The organism is Rahnella sp. Larv3_ips (genome assembly GCF_003697865.1).
In the GTDB taxonomy this organism is placed as follows: Bacteria; Pseudomonadota; Gammaproteobacteria; order Enterobacterales; family Enterobacteriaceae; genus Rahnella; species Rahnella rivi.
In genome coordinates, this window is sequence record NZ_MJIB01000003.1 from 489,712 (window position 1) to 508,580 (window position 18,869).

The following is an 18,869-nucleotide window of genomic DNA, read 5'->3' on the forward strand; positions in this document are numbered from 1 at the left end:
TCTGGTTAGCGGCAGGCCATCATTTCATCAACAATCTCGCCAAGGCGTTGCAGCTTAGGCGCGGAGATGTCACGCAGCATGAGCCCGGTATCCGGCAACCCCACAACCGATGACCACACTGCGCGCCCGGCGAGAAAACCGGATGCGCCAGCCGTCATCGCCACGCTGACCGCACGCGGGAACAGCTTTTCATCGACGCCTGATGAGAGGATCACCCACGGCATGCTGATCTGTTCATTCAGCTTGCGGGAGGCAGCGAGCAGTGCCGCCTGGGGGCCGTTGCCGTGCAGTGGCATTTCCACTTTGTAGAGATCGGCTCCGCTGTCGCCGAGTTCTTTTGCGGCATCGATAATCGCCTGTTCGCGGTCAAAGTTATCGCCACGACGCGGCGGTCTGACCACCGGTTCGATAATGCTCAGCAGGCCATGGGCGTGGCACAGATGATTGAAGTCTTTCACCATGTCCAGACGCTGTTGCGGATCTTCATCGCTGCGCCACAGCACCAGTAACTTCAGGGCTTTGCCGCCGTTATCGCGCACAGCCTGCGCATCCACCTGCCGGTCGATCTCCACGCTGTCCACCGGAATACCGTTGCCGGGAATAAATGCGTCGGCGGCGACAATCGTGGCGCAGCTCTGCGCGACGGCCCGTTGTTCGACCACCTGCCGGTAACAGAACTGCTGATCGACCAGAATGGCCGACGCGAAAGGCGATAAAATTTTGGCGGCATTCACTTTGAAATCAGTCAGGGTCTGATCGGATACCGGCGGCTTCGCGCCTGCCGTCACGAACATTGAGCGCATCGCTTCCCGCTGATCGACAGCCAGCATGGCAAAACCGCCGGAAGGCCGGGCGATGTCTCTGAGGGTGTAGTTATTCATTCATCTTTCCTTTGTTAAATCATTACTGTGTGGATTTTTGAGTGAGTCCGGCGCTGGTGCGTACCTGCTCGAGAATGGCGGTCCAGTCCTGACGACCGCGCCCTGCGGCACGCGCCTGGTTGTACACTTCGCGGGAAGCGGCACCGAGCGGCATCGGCACGTGAAGCTGGTTCGCCACGTCGAGCGCGATCCCCAAATCTTTGTGGGCGAGGTCAATCATGAAGGCCGGTGACAGGTCACCTTTCAGGACTTTATTCGGCCATGTGGTGGTGAAATGGCCTTTGCCGGCGGGTGTGCCGCTCATCACTTTCAGGGCAACATCGAAGGAGAGATCCAGCGCTTCGCACAGCACGGCGGCTTCGGCGGAGAGCGCATTCAGCGCAATACTCATGTAGTTGTTGATCAGTTTGACGCGGATGCCCTTGCCCGGACCGCCCGCATTGATAAGCTCCGACCCCATCGCCATCAGCACCGGCGTGGCGCGTTCAACCTGTTCCGGCGTGCCGCCCGCCAGCAGCAGCAAGGTGCCGGCAATGGCGTGATCGGACGTTCTGCCCACCGGCACATCCATCATGCTGAAGCCTTTCAGACGCATCTCGCCGATCAGGCTGTCGGTGTGCAACGGATGAATGGTGGACATGTCGATCACCAGCGCAGACGGCGATAAGGTTTCGCAAACCCCGCCTTTCGCAAATAAAGCCTCACGCACCAGATCGCCGTTGGGCAGCATGGTGATCACGAATTCGGCGTACTCTGCCGCCTGCGCGGCGCTGCGACAGCCGGTAGCCCCCTGCTTAACCAGCACTTGCGTCGCCTGCGGGTTCAGATCAAAAACCCGCAAGCTGTGCCCTTTCTTGATCAGATTGCTGGCCATCGGTGACCCCATCTGCCCCAGACCAATAAATGCGATAGTTGCCATGCACGTCTCCTTTTCAATGACAGCGGGTGTCATTTTTTGATTATCGGCGATGTTGTTATTTGTCTTTTTTTGATCGTATTTGTAATTTCAAGTCAAAAAATTGACAGCCATCACTTTTTTAACAATTGGCTTAATTAAAATAAATCCACCAAAAATGCTTAAGGAATAGCCATGATTCGTATTGCTTGTGTCGGAATTGCCGTGATGGATCGCATCTACTGCGTGAAGAATTTACCGTCGGAAGGGGGGAAGTATGTCGCTCAAACCTATGCCGAAGTGGGGGGCGGTCCGGCTGCCACGGCGGCGGTTGCGGCGGCAAAGCTGGGGGCACAGGTGGATTTTATTGGCCGCGTGGGGGATGACGACACCGGCCACCGGCTGCTCGAAGAGCTTGAATCTCTTGGGGTAAATACCCGTTATGCCCTGCGCGTCAAGCAGGCCAGGTCATCGCAATCTGCCGTTCTGGTGGATGCGCACGGTGAACGCATCATCATCAACTATCCCAGCCCGGATCTGCCGCAAGGCGGTGAATGGCTGAACGATATCGATTTTTCGCAGTGGGATGTAGTGCTGGCGGATGTGCGCTGGCATGAAGGCACCAGGCAGGCGTTTACCCTGGCGCGCAACGCCGGTGTGATGACGGTACTGGATGCCGATGTCACGCCGCAGGATATTTCGGCGCTGGTGGCATTGAGCGACCATGCGGCTTTCTCCGCACCGGGTTTACAGCGGCTGACCGGCAGCAGTGATGCAGAAAGCGGGCTCAGGCATGCAAAAACGCTCACAAACGGACAGGTGTATGTCACCCATGGCGCAGACGGATGCTTCTGGTGGGAAAACAACAGGCTGCATCATCAGCCAGGATTTCGCGTAGACGTCGTTGATACCACCGGTGCGGGAGATGTGTTTCATGGCGCGCTGGCGATAAGCCTCGCGCAACACCTGCCTGCGGCGGAGGCAGTGCGGTTTGCCAGCGGCGTCGCGGCGCTGAAATGTACACAGCCAGGCGGGCGGGCCGGTATTCCCGACTGTGATCAAACCCGGTCTTTTATGTCACTTTCTGTATAGAATACGACTCAGACGCTCATTTTAGGGGTATGGCTATGAGTCTTACTGAACTGACCGGTAACCCGCGCCACGATCAGCTGTTAGCACTGATTGCTGAACGCGGTTACATGAATATTGAAGAGCTGGCGGCGCTGCTGGACGTCTCGACGCAAACCGTTCGTCGTGATATCCGCAAACTCAGCGAGCAGGGATTAGTGAGCCGCCATCATGGGGGCGCTGGCCGGGCGTCAAGCGTGGTCAATACCGCCTTTGAGCAGCGGGAAATTTCCTGGACGGAAGAAAAGAAAGCCATCGCCGAAGCGATTGCCGATTACATTCCCGACGGTTCCACGGTGTTTATTACCATCGGCACGACCGTCGAGCAGGTGGCGCATGCCCTGCTCAACCACAGCCATTTGCGCATTATCACCAACTGTCTGCGGGTGGCGCATATTCTGTATAAAAATCCGCGCTTTGAGGTGATGGTTCCGGGCGGTACGCTGCGTCCGCACAATGGCGGGATTATTGGCCCGTCCGCCACGGCGTTTGTCGCCGGTTTCCGGGCGGATTATCTGGTCACCAGCGTCGGTGCGATTGAGAGTGACGGCGCATTGCTGGAGTTTGATGTCAACGAGGCCAGCGTGGTGAAAACCATGATGGCGCACTCCCGGCATATCTTGCTGGCGGCGGATCACACCAAATATCACGCCTCGGCTGCGGTAGAAATAGGCAATGTCTCGCAGGCCACGGCGCTGTTTACCGATGAACTTCCGGCTGCCGGGCTGCTAAAAGTGTTGAAAAATCATCAGGTGGAAGTGATTAACGTCAGTTCGGCGGAATAAAAAAGGCCGACATCTCTGTCGGCCTTTTCGAAGTATGACGGGAATTATTGTACGGCAGCGAAGGCTTCAGCGACCTGTTTCACGTTATGGTGATTCAGGCCAGCCATGCAGACGCGGCCACTGGCGATCAGATACACACCAAACTCTTCGCGCAGACGCACCACCTGCGCTTCGCTGAAACCGGTATAACTGAACATCCCGCGCTGTTGCAGCAGGTAATCAAAGTTACGGCCCGGCAGCGCCGTTTTCAGGGTATCGACCAGCGTGTGGCGCATTTCCAGAATACGGGTCCGCATCTTCTCCACTTCGGCTTTCCACTGGGCGTTCAGCGCGCTGTCACTCAGCACTTTTGCCACCACTTTTGCACCGAAATTCGGCGGGCTGGAGTAGTTACGGCGCACGGTCGCTTTCAGCTGGCCCAGTACACGGCCTGCGGCGTCGCTGTCTTCACACACCACGGATAACCCGCCCACGCGCTCGCCGTACAGGGAGAAAATTTTCGAGAAGGAGTTACTGACGAAGCAGTTTACGCCCGCAGAGGCCATCGCGCGGATGGCGTAAGCGTCGTCGTCGATGCCCGCGCCAAAGCCCTGATAGGCGATGTCGAGGAACGGGATCAGCTCGCGCTGTTTGGTGACTTCAATCACCTGATCCCACTGCGCCGGCGTCAGGTCAGAACCGGTCGGGTTGTGACAGCACGGATGCAGCAGCACGATGCTTTGCGCAGGCAAGGTGTTCAGACGTTCGATCATCGCGGTGAAATTCACGCCCAGCGTCTGCGGATCATAGTACGGGTAGGTGTGAACTTTAAAACCCGCGCCGGCAAAAATGGCCACGTGGTTTTCCCAGGTCGGGTCGCTCACAAACACTTCAGAATTCGGGAAGTAAAACTTCAGGAAATCAGCGCCGACTTTCAGTGCACCGGAACCGCCGACGGTCTGAATCGTCGCGATACGCTGTTGTTTCAACGCCGGATGTGCGGCACCAAACAACAGTTCCTGAATGCCTGCGCGGTACGCGGTCAGACCTTCCATCGGCAGATACACTGACGCGGCCTGCGGCCCGGCGTTCAGCTGATTCTCTGCATTTTCCACCGCCGCCAGTTGCGGAATAATACCCTGCTCGTCGTAATAAAGACCGATGCTCAGGTTCACCTTGTCTTGTCTTGGATCGGTCTTGAAGCTTTCCATCAGCGACAAAATCGGGTCACCGGCATAGGCATCGACATGTTGGAACACGGTATAGATCTCCTTGGTTTGGTTAAGTAGCGCGGCGATCTCACGGCCGGAGCGGCGGATCAACACTGTTTCACAGACTATCAAAGTTCGTTAAAGAAAATGACAACTATGTTGGCATTTTTCAGGCACGCCCCGCATATAAAACCGCCCGTTCGTCTGAGATGCTGTTGGGCTCACATAGACCAGGATCATACAGACACCTCAGCGACCGGAGCATCTCAATATGGCGCAGCCCTCAGAACCCTGCGCCCTGTTTGTCTCAATGTGGTCAGACGCTGTAACGCCCCGGACGGTGGTTCATCGCAATGATCAGATTGACGATCACCGCGCCCAGCACCGAGGCAATCAGCATTTCATAGCTGACGACAAACAGCGAAGCGAGCACGATGCAGCAGTCCACGCCCATTTGCAGTTTACCGGCGCGGATGCCGTATTTGTCCTGCAGAAACAGCGCCAGAATGTTCATGCCGCCGAGGCTGGCTTTGTGGCGAAACAGCACAATGAAGCCGATGCCCATGATCACGTTACCAAACAGCGTGGCGTAGAAAGGTTGCAGATGATCAAAATGAACAAACAGCGGATGCAGATCGGAGAAGACCGAAACCATCGCCACGGCGGCGAAAGTTTTCAGGGTGAACTGCAAGCCCATGCGGCGAAAAGACAGATAGTAGAAAGGAAGGTTGATGATAAAGAAGGCCGTACCGAATGACACTTGCGTCAGGTAGTGCGCCAGAAACGCCATGCCTGCCGTGCCGCCGGTCAGCGCGCCAACCTGACGCAGCATCACCACGCCAAACGACACCATCAGCGTGCCGATCACTATCGCCAGCACGTCTTCTGTCACGGTGTGCGTGGAGCCTGGTTGTTCCACCGGCTTTTCTAAACTGTCGAGACTTGCCATAAATACCCATTTCCCCAAAGAATAATCACTAAAGTCGTTTTAGCGATAATTAAGGAGATACGCGAACAAGGCAATATTCACGCACGGAATTTGCATTAAAAAACGAAAATAAGATTTTTAGTGGCGTTAATTATTCTTTACATGCACAAATTGCGCATTTTAATTAATAATTATGCACCACGAAAGTGAAGGTGCACCAAAATAAATCACCATAACAGTGCGGTGAAAATAACCCTTTGCGAATTTCACCCTACGGTTAATAAGCCGTTTTCTTTTAGGCGGTTAAGCACGACTGACGTTTTTACATGGGCGACACTTTTATGCACAGAAAGGATCTGGCTTATCAACGTGCTTAAACCGGCTAAATCTTTCACCGCGACTTTCAGCAAATAGTCGGCATCTCCGGTGGTTTTGTAGGCATCGATAATGGCGTCCACGTCGCCCAGCATGCTGTGAAATGCCTCAACCTGCGCGGGCAAGTGATTGATTAACCGCACTTCGATAAGGCCGATCATCCCAAGCCCCACCGCTTCCGGTGCCAGCCGGGCGTGATACCCGAGGATCATCTGCGCCTGTTCCAGGCCGATACGGCGGCGTGAGCATTGCGAGGCAGATAATCCCACCAGCTCGCTGAGTTCCTGATTGGTCAGTCTTCCGTTGGCTTGTAATAATGTCAAAATTTTCAGGTCGTAATCATCAATGCTGTACATGGCACCTTTCCTGTCATTATATTTTTTGTCTGTGATGAATTTCAGTTGCAAAGACTATACCCACGTAAATACTTATCGGCTGTTTTTTCTTATACTTGCGCAGATTAATTGCAAACAGAATGATTTCATCGCAAGGACAGAATAATGAAAAAGATCTTCACCCCTCTCGCCCTGCTCGCCCTTTTCCCCACGCTGGCAATGGCAGACGCCACATCCTCACATCTTGAGCGCGTTATTCAGAAAGGCTCGCTGAATGTCTGCACCACCGGCGACTATAAACCCTATACTTTTTTGAAAGAAAACGGCCAGTACGAAGGCATTGATATCGCCATGGCGGAATCGCTGGCGGCCAGTCTGGACGTGAAAGTGAACTGGGTGCCGGTCACCTGGAAATCACTGATGGATGAGATGACCGCCGGGCATTGTGATATCGCCATGGGCGGGATTTCGGTCACGCTCAAGCGCCAGCAGAAAGCCTGGTTCGCCAACGTGTTGGATCAGGATGGCAAAATCCCGCTGGTGCGTTGTGAAGACGTGCGTAAATATCAGACGGTCGCCCAGCTGAATACGCCTTCGGTTCGCCTGATCGAACCGGCGGGCGGCACCAATGAAGCCTTCGTTCACAGCCATCTGCCAAAAGGCTCGCTGACACTCAGCGATAACGTGACCATCTTCCAGAAGCTGGTGGATAAGAAAGCAGACGTGATGATCACCGATGCGTCCGAAGCGTTGTACCAGCAAAAACGCTATCCGAAACTGTGTGCGGTGAATCCGAAGAAGCCGCTGCAATATGGCGAGAAAGCCTACATGTTGCCGCGTGATGATGTGAGCTGGAAGATGTATGTCGACCAGTGGCTGCACCTGAGTAAAGCCACCGGCGACTATCAGAAGGTTGTCAGCCAGTGGCTGGCGGTGAAGAAGTAAGTCTTAATCACCGATGTACTGGCGGGTAACGCGTTCGCTCAGCTGAGTGATAAGTTCGTAAGCACTGATGCCGGTGGCCGCAGCAACGCGCTCCGCCGGTAACGCTTTGCCCCAGAAAATCACTTCATCACCGACGTTGTCCGTGGCTTGCGGCCCTAAATCGACGGTGATCATATCCATCGAGACGCGTCCGGCAATCGGCACAATGCGGCCATTCACCAGCACCGGTGTGCCGTTGGGTGCGCTGCGCGGATAACCGTCGCCATACCCCATCGCCACCACGCCAAGGCGGGTGTCACGCTCGCTGACCCAGGTGCTGCCGTAACCCACCGGCTCACCGGCGGCATGTTCACGCACGGCGATCAGGCTCGACGTGAGCGTCATCACCGGCTGTAAACCAAAATCACTGGCGTCGCCGGTTTCCATCGGCGACACGCCGTAAAGGATAATACCCGGACGCACCAAATCCAGATGCGACTGCGGCCACAGCAAGATCCCGCCGGAGGCCGCGATGGATTTCAGCCCCGGTTTACCTGAGGTAACGTCCGTGAAACAGCGCATCTGTTTCGGTGTGGCATCGCTTTGCTGCTCATCGGCGCGGCAAAAATGGCTCATCATATTCACCGGCTGAACCACGTTCTGACAGGCACTCAGACGCTGATAACACGCATCGGCCTGCGCCGGCTGAACGCCCAGACGGTGCATACCGGTGTCAATTTTCAGCCAGACGTTGAGGGGCGCGGTCAGTTGCGCGTTTTCCAGCGCCTCGATCTGTTCGTGACTGTGTACGGCGGTATGCAACTGATGCTCCACCAGAAGCGGCAATTCGCTGGCGGAAAAGAAACCTTCGAGCAGCAGAATGGGTTTCACAATCCCGGCCTTACGCAGCGATAACGCTTCACTGAGCCGGGAGACGCCGTAAAAATCGGCGTCCTGCAAGCTGTGCACCGTCTCCAGCAGACCGTGCCCATAAGCGTTTGCTTTCACTACCGCAACCAGACGACTTTGTGGTGCCAGATGACGTACCCGTTGCAGATTGTGTCGCATAGCGCGGCGATCAATGACAGCCGTAGCCGCTTTCATTTTGAGTCCTTTGCATGAAATTGAGATTTTTTGATAGCCGGGTGGAGAACCAAACCCCACCTGACCTCCCCATGTGAACGGGGAGGGATAAATTCAAAACCGGGAGGTTAATCCTCGTCGTATTGCGGTCCACCGTAATTGTCGAAGCGCGACCACTGGCCGTTAAAGGTCAGACGGACGGTACCGATCGGGCCGTTACGTTGTTTACCGAGGATGATTTGCGCGATGCCTTTTTCTTCACTGTTATCGTGATAAACCTCGTCACGGTAGATGAACATGATCAAGTCGGCGTCCTGCTCGATGGAGCCGGATTCACGCAAGTCGGAGTTGACCGGGCGTTTATCGGCGCGCTGCTCCAGGCTTCGGTTCAGCTGCGACAGCGCCACCACCGGCACCTGCAACTCTTTCGCCAGCGCTTTGAGCGAGCGGGAGATTTCGGCGATTTCCAGCGTACGGTTATCGGACAGTGCCGGAACGCGCATCAGCTGGAGGTAGTCGATCATGATCAGGCTCAGGCCGCCGTGCTCACGGAAAATACGTCGCGCACGCGAACGGACTTCGGTAGGCGTCAGGCCGGAGGAGTCATCGATATACATGTTACGTTTTTCGAGCAGAATGCCCATGGTGCTGGAAATACGCGCCCAGTCTTCGTCATCAAGCTGACCGGTACGGATTTTGGTCTGGTCGACGCGGGAAAGCGACGCCAGCATACGCATCATGATCTGGTCGCCGGGCATCTCAAGACTGAAGATTAACACCGGTTTATCCTGCATCATCGCGGCGTTTTCGGCGAGATTCATCGCAAACGTGGTTTTACCCATCGACGGACGCGCCGCCACGATAATCAGATCCGATTTTTGCAGACCCGCGGTTTTCTTGTCGAGATCCGCATAGCCGGTAGACACACCGGTCACGCCGTCGTGCGGGCGCTGGAACAGTTCTTCGATACGGGAAACGGTGCTTTCCAGAATGCGGTCGATGCTTTTCGGGCCTTCGTCTTTACTGGCGCGGCTTTCGGCGATCTGGAATACGCGGGATTCGGCTAAATCCAGCAGGTCTTCGCTGCTGCGGCCCTGCGGATCGTAACCGGCATCGGCAATTTCATTGGCGACGGAAATCATTTCGCGCACAACGGCACGTTCGCGCACGATATCCGCGTAAGCGCCGATGTTGGCCGCACTTGGGGTATTTTTTGAGAGTTCTGCCAGATAGGCGAAGCCGCCGACCGAGTCCAGATCCCCTTTTTGCTCAAGAGATTCAGACAGCGTAATCAGGTCGATCGGTTTGCTCATTTCCAGCAAACGCTGCATTTCGGTAAAAATCAGACGGTGCGGCCTGCTGAAAAAATCATTGCTGACCACGCGCTCGGCGACGTTATCCCAGCGTTCGTTGTCCAGCATCAGCCCGCCCAGAACGGATTGCTCTGCTTCCAGCGAATGCGGCGGAAGCTTGAGGCCTTCCATCTGGCGATCGCGGGTTTCGTTCTGTTGATAGGTCGGTTTTTTTGCTGCCATCTGTGGGTTACTTCCTGCTCTAAGCGCCTGTTTTGTGAGCGTCGGGCCTGTGGAAAACCAAAGCCAGACTAGCGCGTTAGTATAGGTTGTCATGTCTCATTTCAAAAGGGTATTAACCCGCTGTGCCTAAAATCTGGATTGTCCCCGGCATTTAGCCTAGGGTTGAAATCAGACTCCATCACGAGGGAAAAGCATGGCAAAGCGCATCCAGTTTTCTGAAACAGGTACACCCGACGTTCTGCAATATGTTGATTATCAGCCACAAGACCCGCAGGCAGGTGAAGTGCAGGTCGAAAACAAAGCCATCGGCATTAATTATATTGATACCTATGTGCGCAGCGGCCTGTATCCGCCGGCCAGTTTCCCGGCCGGATTAGGCACCGAAGCCGCTGGCGTGGTCAGCAAAGTGGGCAGCGGCGTGACCGGCATCCAGCCGGGCGATCGCGTGGTGTACGCGCAGTCTGCGCTGGGCGCATACAGCGAATTCCATAACGTGCCGCAGGAAAAAATCGCCCTGCTGCCGGAAGCCATCAGTTTCGAGCAGGCGGCAGCGTCCTTTTTGAAAGGGCTGACGGTGTATTATTTACTGCGCAAAACCCACGAAGTGCAGGCCGGCGAAACCATTCTGTTCCACGCCGCAGCCGGTGGCGTTGGGCTGATTGCCTGCCAGTGGGCAAAAGCGTTAGGCGTGAAGTTGATCGGTACCGTGGGGTCTGACGAGAAAGCGGAACGCGCCAAACAGGCCGGTGCCTGGGCAACGATTAATTATCAGAAAGAAGATATCGCCACCCGCGTGGCAGAACTGACTGACGGCGAAAAAGTCGGGGTGGTTTACGATTCCGTCGGCAAAGACACGTTTGAGAAATCACTGAACAGCCTGAAACGCCGCGGTTTGCTGGTGAGTTTCGGCAACGCCTCCGGCCCGGTAAAAGGCGTGGATCTGGCGATCCTCAATCAGAAAGGTTCACTGTTTGTCACGCGCCCTTCCCTGAATGGCTACGTGACTAACCGTGAAGAACTGGCCGAAGCCAGCAGCGAGCTGTTTTCACTGATCGCCAGCGGCGCGATAAAAGTGGACGTCAGCGACGCGCAAAAATTCCCGCTCTCAGAAGCCCAACGCGCGCATGAAACGCTGGAGAGCCGGGTGACGCAGGGATCGAGCTTACTGATCCCTTAAATGCAAAAAAGGCTTCCAGAATATGGAAGCCTTTCTTACTGTCTGATCCAGACGACCTCTGATGTCAGACGGGTACTGCCGTAGGGTACTGCCAGGTAAATCCGAAGGGTGGTGTCACTTAAGCGACTATTGTGTACCTCATCGGACTTGATGAATTCAGTTTATGGCCTGCTGACCACGTATGAATGTCATCCTAACAGTCACCCATGTTAAAAAATATGATTTATAACTTTTGACCGCACTTTCTGATCCAGCTTGTGATCGCTAGCACATAAGCAAAAGTTATTGATGCAACAGTTACATTTTTTTGCGCTCAAAACACAGCCAGCAATCATCATGATTTCATGCGGTTACAATAACGACTAATTAGAAATTGTTATCAGGGTAAGCGACGGCGGCGGTATTTTGGCTCATCCGCGCGGAAAAATGCCCGGTAAATCCAGACCGCGACCACGGCCAAAACTAACCATGGCAACATTTTAATAACAATCGCCAGGAACCCGCCGAGCATCATCAGCGCAAACGCGACAATCAGTGCGGCAGCCATCCCCAGCAAAGACACGCCGGTCACCATCAGCACAAAGAAAAAGCCAAGCACAAAGAGAATTTCCAGCATCGGGTGCTCCTTAATAAGCGAAGGGTGTTAAGACCTGTTGTCAAAACCCTGATCACTATTACAAGAAACGTGCCAACTGGCTCTGACAGATAATGCATTGAAATATAAGGAAGAGAATATCCCGCAGGCGCGGACGGCCTGCGGAAAGATAGTGATTTTGACTAACAGATAGTAATTTTACTCACCCCGTTTTCAGGCCTGCGCCGCGACTTCCTGCTGCTGATGAGCCACCATCTGCAACGCCTGTTCCACCACATCAATACCCGCGCCTGCTTTATGCGCATTCTCGCTGAGATGGCGACGGAACTGACGCGCACCCGGCACGCCCTGGAACAAGCCAAGAATGTGGCGGGTAATGTGGCCGAGATAGGTGCCTTTACTCAGCTCCGCGTCGATATACGGATACAGCGCACGGATGATGTCCGGCCCGGTTTTCAGCGGTGCATCAGAGCCAAACAGCTCGCGATCGACATTCAGCAACATGCCCGGATTCTGGTAAGCCTCGCGACCGACCATCACGCCATCCATAAATTGCAGGTGCGTTTTGGCTTCTTCAAGGGTTTTGATGCCGCCGTTTACCGCCATCGTCAGATGCGGAAAATCACGCTTGAGCTGATACACACGCGGGTAATCCAGCGGTGGGATTTCACGGTTTTCTTTCGGGCTGAGGCCGGAAAGCCAGGCTTTGCGCGCATGGATAATGAACGTATCGCAGCCGCCATTTTCTGACACCTGGCGGATGAAATCACACAGGAATTCGTAGCTGTCCTGATCGTCAATGCCAATGCGGGTTTTGACCGTAACCGGAATAGAAACCACGTCACGCATGGCTTTGATGCAGTCAGCGACCAGTGACGCCTGCCCCATCAGACAGGCACCAAACATACCGTTTTGTACGCGATCCGACGGGCAACCGACGTTCAGGTTAATCTCGTCATAACCGCGCTCTTCCGCCAGTTTCGCACAATGCGCCAGATCAGCCGGATTGCTGCCGCCAAGCTGCAACGACACCGGATGTTCAGCGTCGCCAAACCCGAGATAATCCCCTTTACCGTGAATAATCGCGCCGGTGGTGACCATTTCGGTGTACAGCAGCGTCTGGCCGGTCATCAGCCGGTGAAAATGGCGGCAGTGACGATCGGTCCAGTCGAGCATCGGCGCAACGGAAAAACGCTGGGCGGAAAACGGAGTAGTTTGGGGCATTGCGTGTTGAGTTTCTGACATCGACCTGACATTCGCTGAAGGAGTTTGCGGCACTCCCTCCGGCGCGGCGGCCAGAGGGAAGGTAATCGCTGATTATACCACAGAACAAAGATTCGGCATCTTGCGGGGTTTAGTGGCTTTCTGAGGCCACCGCTTTTTCGGCTTTCCGCTCGGCATCGGTACGGCTGAGGCGCTGTTCCAGCACTTCGAGCGTCACCCCCCGGGTTTCCGGCACTTTGCACTGAATGAAAATCCAGCCAGCCAGACAGATCACGGCGTAGATGAAGAAACTGCCCGCCGCCCCCAGCGCCGCGTTCATCAGCGGGAAGGTGTAGGTCAGCAGGAAACAGGCGATCCACAATGCCAGCGTGCCCACCGCCATCGCGTTACCGCGCACCCGGTTAGGGAAAATTTCAGACAGCAATACCCAGGTCACCGGCGCCAGCGTCATGGCATAAATGGCGATCGCCACCAGCACCAGCAGCAACACCGGCAGGCCCGTGACACCAAACGAGTAGGACAGCCCGATCAAAATATAAATCACCGTCAGCCCCGCAGAACCCAGCTGCATCAGGCGACGGCGGCCAATTCTGTCCACCAGCGGCAGCGCCAGCAGGGTAAAGATCAGGTTGATGAGGCCGGTGGCAACAATCGATTTCAGGGTATCGTTGATATCAAATCCGGCAGAGGCAAAAATCTCCTGCGCATAGTTGAATATCACGTTGATCCCGCACCATTGCTGGAAAACCGCCAGCACAATGCCCATCAGCACCACAGGCCTGACGCGTGGCTCCCACAGCGCGGAAAACGGCACTTTCTGGTTTTCCGAGCCCAGTGAACGGCGGATATCCGCCAGGGTCTCGCGGGCGTATTCCACTGAACCGATGCGTTGCAGCACTTTTTCCGCCTGAGTATAGCGGTTAGCTTTCGCCAGCCAGCGTGGGGATTCCGGCACCACAAACATCAGGGCCAGGAAGATGGCGGCCGGGATGGCTTCGGCACCAAACATGTAGCGCCAGCCGGTCTGACCGTTCCAGCTTTGTAAAATATCCGCCTGCACGGCGGCTGAGGCGACCGGTTCGGCAATCATCAGATTGATAAGCTGCGCGGCCAGCACACCGAGCACAATCGTCAGCTGATTCACCGCCACAAAGCGCCCGCGTTTTTCTGCCGGACTGATTTCAGCGATGTAAACCGGTGCCAGCGCGGACGCCAGACCAATGCCGACGCCGCCGACGATCCGCCAGAAAACAAAGCTGTTAAAGCTGTCAGCCAGCGCCGTACCGACACCCGAGGCGGTGAAAAGCACGGCGGCGATAATCAGAGGCAGGCGGCGTCCGTAGCGGTCGGAAAGCGTGCCAGAACCCGCCGCGCCCAGCACGCAGCCCAGCAGCGCGGAGCTCATCGCCCAGCCGGACATTGCCGCGTCGGTGATGCCAAAATACGCCTCGTAGAAAGGTTTGGCTCCGCCGATCACCACCCAGTCATAGCCAAACAGTAAGCCGCCGCAGGCAGCCACCAGACAAATCATCCACACGTAGGGCATATTTAAAGCTTTTGAATCAGACATAAGCATTCCTCATTCCGGGATGTTAATCGTCGCGCTGTACAGCGACATGTGCTGTGTCAGAGATTCGCCGGGCGATAACACCCGCAGCGAGCCACCCTGTGGCAGATGATGATCATTTGCCGCATGGGTCATGGGTTCAAAGCAGAAGAAGTCGTGCTGATAGCCGGGGTCGAAACGGCTGTCGGAGATAAACAGGAAAAATACCGGGCATTCCGGAGATGTCGTCAGCCGAAGCTGATGGCCGGATTCAGGCCAGACAATCTCTGCCTTGCCATCCCAGCCGGAAAAACCATTATTTACCCAGCGGCGGGGAAGCGGCTTTGGCGTGCAGAAATCCAGACCGGCGGGCAGTTCATGATGATGTTTGCCCGCCAGCCACTGCGCGTCCTCCTGCCAGTAACCGGACGCGTTAGCCTGTAAAAGTGTGGTTTCGCTGAGCAGGAAAAACGGATGCCATCCCAGCCCGAAAGGCAACGAATCTGCCCCCTGATTCGTGATGCGCAGACGCATATCCAGCCTGCTGTCCTGCAAAGAAAAATGCTGCTCCGCACGGTAGCAGTAACTGTCGCTGTGATGCGTAAAGGCCAGCGTCAGCGCGCTCTCACTCTGGAAAATGCATTGCCAGTTTCCCAGCCAGCCATCACCATGCAGATAGTGCGCGTCCCTGGTGTTGGGCGGCAGCGTGTAGTGACGGTCTTCAAAATCAAAAGCATTGCCTTTCAGTCGGTTACCAAAAGGCAGAAGCGGAAAACACGCCGATTCTGCGGCGGGGGTTTCCTCACTCAACACTGACGGGCGCAGCAGATGGAGATTGCCGTCCGTCCGCTTTGCCAGCAGTTGCAAGAGGGTGCCGCCCGAGGGCGACACGGTCATTGCAAGGTAATGATTCTCCAGGAAATACAGCGGCATTTTTCTCTTCTCCTTCACTCAGCAATCCGGCAACTGCGAGAAGAGATGCGCTTTGCCACAGGCAGGATCCAGCGCGAAGATTTGCTGCAACACATCAGCAAAGGCTTCGTCTTCCAGACCGCGCAGCGCCAGCGCTTTCACCAGAAGACAGTGAATGCGATGTTCTTTCTGGCGATCGCTGGTCAGCACCACTAAATCCGGTAAGGACACCGCGAAGAAATCGGCGTGGACAGGCTGATCCGCCGCGCTTTCCGCCCATTCCAGCATTTGCCGGAAGACCTGACGGCTTTGCACCACATCGTTAAGTTTGCGCAGCGCCATGCCCTGATAGAACACATAATCCACCGGCTGATCGTTGTAATAACGCCGCTCGCCAATCCCTTTGTCGCCCGCGGCGGCACGCTCAAACCATGCCTGCGCCTGTTTATGCTGCTGAAGTTTTTGCGCGCAAATGCCCAGCCAGAAGCAGATATCGTTATCCGTTTGCCCGACCAGCCGCCCTTCGCTGAGGTTTTGCGGGTATTCCAGCGCGGACAGTAAAAGCGTCTGCGCGGCAACCACATCTCCGCTGTTGAGATAATCAAACGCCAGCAACTGTTTGTTCAGCAGATACTGGCCGGTGATGCGCCCTTCACCGCCTTCCCACGGATGAAATTTCCGGTCGGCCAGCAGCGCCCTTGCCGCCTGTAGCTGACCGCACTGGTGATATAAACTGAGCAGTTCAGCGGTCAGGTCGTCGCGCTGCGTGGCGACGGGCAGCACTTTCTCGAGCCGCGCCAGACGGATTTGCGGCGCTACGCCGGTCAGACGATTAAGCAGATCAGATTCAAATAACAGCCGCGCATCCTGCGGCTGTAGCCGGCACGCCTCTTCCAGACAGCGGCGCGCTTCGGCGGCGTCCTGCTTCTGGTTCCACGCATCAATCCCCAGCCCGCGCCATGCATCCGCAAAGTCAGGTTCCAGCTCCAGACAACGCTTCCAGCAGGCCACTGCCGTTTGTGTATTGCCTTTGCTGTAATGGAAAGAGGCCAGCAAGTGCAGGGCAAAAGCGTCATCAGGAAAAGCCGCAAGCATACGCACTTCCGCCAGCCATTGCGGGAAACGGACATGCTGCGGAAAAGCCTTTCGCGCCGCCAGACACAATGCCTCGCGCCCTTCTTTTTGCAGGGAAGCCTGCAAATACAGCGGCAGTGTTTCCTGGTTGTTGACGGCGTTCAGCGCGTCGAGTGCCATCGCATCCAGCCCGCAAGCGGTCAGCTGATCAGCAATATTCATGGCGTTTTCACCACGCTGCCCGGTGACATCCCGCAACTGCGCGGCTGATTGCGCATCACGAGAAAGGTGATAACGCAGGAAGTGCAGCAGGTAATGCAGCGGATAGCGTTGTAAATGTTCTTCGATATAAGTCCGGGCGCCCTGATTCATCAGGCACAGCAAGGTGGCTTTCAGGCCAATCAGACCGTAATGGTTGGCCTGCGTCGCCAGCCCCTGCTCGCAAAAATTCAGTGCCTGCGGGTACTGCCCGCGGCGGGTGGCAATCCGCGCCAGGCCGAAGAAGCCCCCGGATTTGGCGTTCCCGCTCCAGACCGCGCGGTAATAACTGTCAAAAGCCGCATCAACATCGCCGGTTTGCTCAAGGGCATTCGCACGGACGAGGCTCGCCAGACCGCATTGCGGATTCTTATTCAGCCGGTGCGCCCGGCTCAGCGCCGCATCAGCAAACGCCAGCACCTGACTGAAATTCGCCTGATTGTAGCTGAGCGTAGCCAGCGCCAGATTGCAGCGGTAATCCAGTGGATCCAGTTCCACCCCGCGCCGGTAATAATTCACCGCTCCCTGGCTGGCATGGTTGTATTGCTCAAGATGCTGGCCGATAAACCAGGCTTCGTCGGCAGAAGTGATGTCCTGCGCGGGCAATGGCGCGCTGGCAGGCGACGGTAACGGCGTTTCACTGGCCTGATGCTCCAGATAGGACAACAGTTCATGCCCCTGCTCATCGCGCAAACGCAGCCGCAGGCGCGACGGGAATTCTCCGCTCAGTTCGCCCTGAAGCACGTCGCCCGGCTGCAAAGTGATGTCCTTTTCCAGCAGAATTTGCGTGCCATCCTCAGAAGCAATCTCAATTCGCGCGGCCATTAACGGGCTGACGGCGTAAATGCCCCACGCCAGTGTTTGCCCGTGACGTTCAAGTTTGATCACCGCCTGCTCAGAGGCATTCTGCACCGTGCCAAGGTCGCTGTAAGGCAGGAAGTTCTGAACGAAACACTTCTCCTCGTAAGCATCCAGCCAGGTGAAATCCGGCTGATTGTCGGTGAATACGCCGGTCATCAGCTCGATGTAAGGCCCGTTGTTATCGGTCAGGTTGCGATCCCACGCGCGGCCGAAATCGCAGTTGCCCCAGGTCCACTGCTTTTTGCCCGGCGATACGTGATGGTCAGCGATATGCAGCAATCCGCCCTGCTGATCGTGGTCATACGCGCCGACGAAGTCATAGTCAGACTTATCGGCCATGTAGGACGTCGGGACAGGAATGTTTTTGTAGCGCGAGATATCCACGCCCGCCGAATAATCCACTTTGTAGTAGGTGCCGGTGGCGATCGGGAAGGAAGACACATCGCGTTTACCGTGGTCGAAAACGGCGGTGACATCGGGCGGAAATACGCTCTGATGACCGTCTCCGCCGGTGACTGCCGGATTGGCCCACCACAGGAAATGGCGTGGCGTCGGGTTGCCGTTGTAAATTTTGGCACTGATTTCCAGCAGCGCTTTATCGGGAAAGAGGGTAAAACCGGTCATGACCTGCAGGCCGCGCATCGGTTCCACTTCGCCCATCCAAACGGTTTGAGCGCCGTTATCGTGCGCCTGTACGGTGAAATCCACCGGCATAAAAGTGGTCGGACGGTGATGCTGCGGCCAGTTAAATTCGATACCGCCTGAAATCCACGGCCCGAGTAAGCCGACCAGCGCGGGTTTCACGACGTCGTTGTAGTAGACAAAATCACGCTGTTTGATTTTGTCCCAGGCGCGGTGAACACGGCCACCCAGTTCCGGTAACAGCATGATTTTTAGATAATCATTTTCCAGATACAGCGCCTGATAGGTTTTCATGACCTTTTCACCGGTCAGCGTATCCGTCACGCCGTACGGATAGACCGCACCGGAAGAGCCCTGATAAACCCGGTGCGCCAGAAACATCGGGTGCGTGTCCTGCTTTCCTGTCAGCCAGGTCGGCAGTTCGACCGCTTCCTGCCAGACTTTTACTGCTGTGCTCATGATTTCCCCTCAGTACGCCAGTCTGAAATATCAATTCCGGGATTCTACGCAGCGTACCGGGG

At 55.8% G+C, this 18,869-nt stretch carries 16 protein-coding genes; 4 read left to right on the forward strand and 12 right to left on the reverse strand.

The genetic code is table 11. From position 1 onward, the window contains the following. Window positions 1–5 precede the first annotated feature (5 nt). Together yihT and yihU are read right to left on the reverse strand one after the other, a co-directional pair. Window positions 6–881 (reverse strand): sulfofructosephosphate aldolase, encoded by an 876-nt coding sequence (yihT, locus tag ED901_RS02270; protein ID WP_122094542.1) that lies wholly within the window; start codon window positions 879–881, stop codon window positions 6–8. A gap of 22 nt (window positions 882–903) precedes the next feature. After that, on the reverse strand, window positions 904–1,800 hold the full coding sequence (gene yihU, locus ED901_RS02275) for a sulfolactaldehyde 3-reductase (RefSeq protein ID WP_122094544.1): 897 nt from the start codon (window positions 1,798–1,800) through the stop codon (window positions 904–906). A gap of 171 nt (window positions 1,801–1,971) precedes the next feature. Here yihU and ED901_RS02280 point away from each other — a divergent pair, with 171 nt between their 5' ends. Continuing rightward, window positions 1,972–2,868 (forward strand): sugar kinase, encoded by an 897-nt coding sequence (locus ED901_RS02280; protein WP_122094546.1) that lies wholly within the window; start codon window positions 1,972–1,974, stop codon window positions 2,866–2,868. Between the two features lie 35 nt (window positions 2,869–2,903). Continuing rightward, the gene (locus ED901_RS02285) at window positions 2,904–3,689 is read left to right on the forward strand and encodes a DeoR/GlpR family DNA-binding transcription regulator (RefSeq protein ID WP_056776069.1); all 786 of its coding nucleotides are present in this window, start codon (window positions 2,904–2,906) and stop codon (window positions 3,687–3,689) included. A 44-nt stretch (window positions 3,690–3,733) separates the two neighbouring features. Here ED901_RS02285 and ED901_RS02290 read toward each other — a convergent pair whose 3' ends face one another. The 3 genes from ED901_RS02290 to ED901_RS02300 form a co-directional block, all read right to left on the reverse strand. Then, window positions 3,734–4,927: an amino acid aminotransferase gene (locus ED901_RS02290; protein WP_122094617.1), complete on the reverse strand. Its 1,194-nt coding sequence runs from the start codon at window positions 4,925–4,927 to the stop codon at window positions 3,734–3,736. A gap of 268 nt (window positions 4,928–5,195) precedes the next feature. Beyond that, window positions 5,196–5,828, reverse strand: coding sequence for a YitT family protein (locus tag ED901_RS02295; protein ID WP_056776065.1), 633 nt, complete (start codon window positions 5,826–5,828; stop codon window positions 5,196–5,198). Between the two features lie 245 nt (window positions 5,829–6,073). Then, complete coding sequence (locus ED901_RS02300; RefSeq protein WP_056776062.1) at window positions 6,074–6,538, reverse strand: Lrp/AsnC family transcriptional regulator; 465 nt, start codon at window positions 6,536–6,538, stop codon at window positions 6,074–6,076. Between the two features lie 144 nt (window positions 6,539–6,682). Here ED901_RS02300 and ED901_RS02305 point away from each other — a divergent pair, with 144 nt between their 5' ends. Then, complete coding sequence (locus ED901_RS02305) at window positions 6,683–7,462, forward strand: transporter substrate-binding domain-containing protein (RefSeq protein ID WP_056776060.1); 780 nt, start codon at window positions 6,683–6,685, stop codon at window positions 7,460–7,462. A gap of 3 nt (window positions 7,463–7,465) precedes the next feature. Here ED901_RS02305 and alr read toward each other — a convergent pair whose 3' ends face one another. Then, window positions 7,466–8,545 (reverse strand): alanine racemase, encoded by a 1,080-nt coding sequence (alr, locus tag ED901_RS02310; protein ID WP_122094556.1) that lies wholly within the window; start codon window positions 8,543–8,545, stop codon window positions 7,466–7,468. A 107-nt stretch (window positions 8,546–8,652) separates the two neighbouring features. Next, complete coding sequence (dnaB, locus tag ED901_RS02315; protein ID WP_056776056.1) at window positions 8,653–10,059, reverse strand: replicative DNA helicase; 1,407 nt, start codon at window positions 10,057–10,059, stop codon at window positions 8,653–8,655. A 193-nt stretch (window positions 10,060–10,252) separates the two neighbouring features. On the opposite strand from dnaB, the gene ED901_RS02320 reads away from it, so the two are divergent. After that, on the forward strand, window positions 10,253–11,236 hold the full coding sequence (locus ED901_RS02320) for a quinone oxidoreductase (RefSeq protein ID WP_056776054.1): 984 nt from the start codon (window positions 10,253–10,255) through the stop codon (window positions 11,234–11,236). Between the two features lie 379 nt (window positions 11,237–11,615). On the opposite strand, the gene pspG is transcribed toward ED901_RS02320, so the two are convergent. The 5 genes from pspG to ED901_RS02345 form a co-directional block, all read right to left on the reverse strand. Beyond that, the gene (pspG, locus tag ED901_RS02325) at window positions 11,616–11,852 is read right to left on the reverse strand and encodes an envelope stress response protein PspG (protein ID WP_056776051.1); all 237 of its coding nucleotides are present in this window, start codon (window positions 11,850–11,852) and stop codon (window positions 11,616–11,618) included. 192 nt (window positions 11,853–12,044) lie between these two features. Beyond that, on the reverse strand, window positions 12,045–13,055 hold the full coding sequence (gene dusA, locus ED901_RS02330; RefSeq protein WP_056776049.1) for a tRNA dihydrouridine(20/20a) synthase DusA: 1,011 nt from the start codon (window positions 13,053–13,055) through the stop codon (window positions 12,045–12,047). A 130-nt stretch (window positions 13,056–13,185) separates the two neighbouring features. After that, complete coding sequence (locus ED901_RS02335) at window positions 13,186–14,625, reverse strand: sugar porter family MFS transporter (RefSeq protein WP_122094558.1); 1,440 nt, start codon at window positions 14,623–14,625, stop codon at window positions 13,186–13,188. A 9-nt stretch (window positions 14,626–14,634) separates the two neighbouring features. Further along, on the reverse strand, window positions 14,635–15,534 hold the full coding sequence (locus ED901_RS02340; RefSeq protein ID WP_122094559.1) for an aldose 1-epimerase: 900 nt from the start codon (window positions 15,532–15,534) through the stop codon (window positions 14,635–14,637). An 18-nt stretch (window positions 15,535–15,552) separates the two neighbouring features. After that, window positions 15,553–18,807 carry a DUF5107 domain-containing protein gene (locus tag ED901_RS02345; RefSeq protein WP_122094561.1) on the reverse strand — a complete coding sequence of 1,085 codons (3,255 nt, stop codon included), beginning with the start codon at window positions 18,805–18,807 and terminating at the stop codon, window positions 15,553–15,555. Between the last annotated feature and the right edge of the window lie 62 nt (window positions 18,808–18,869).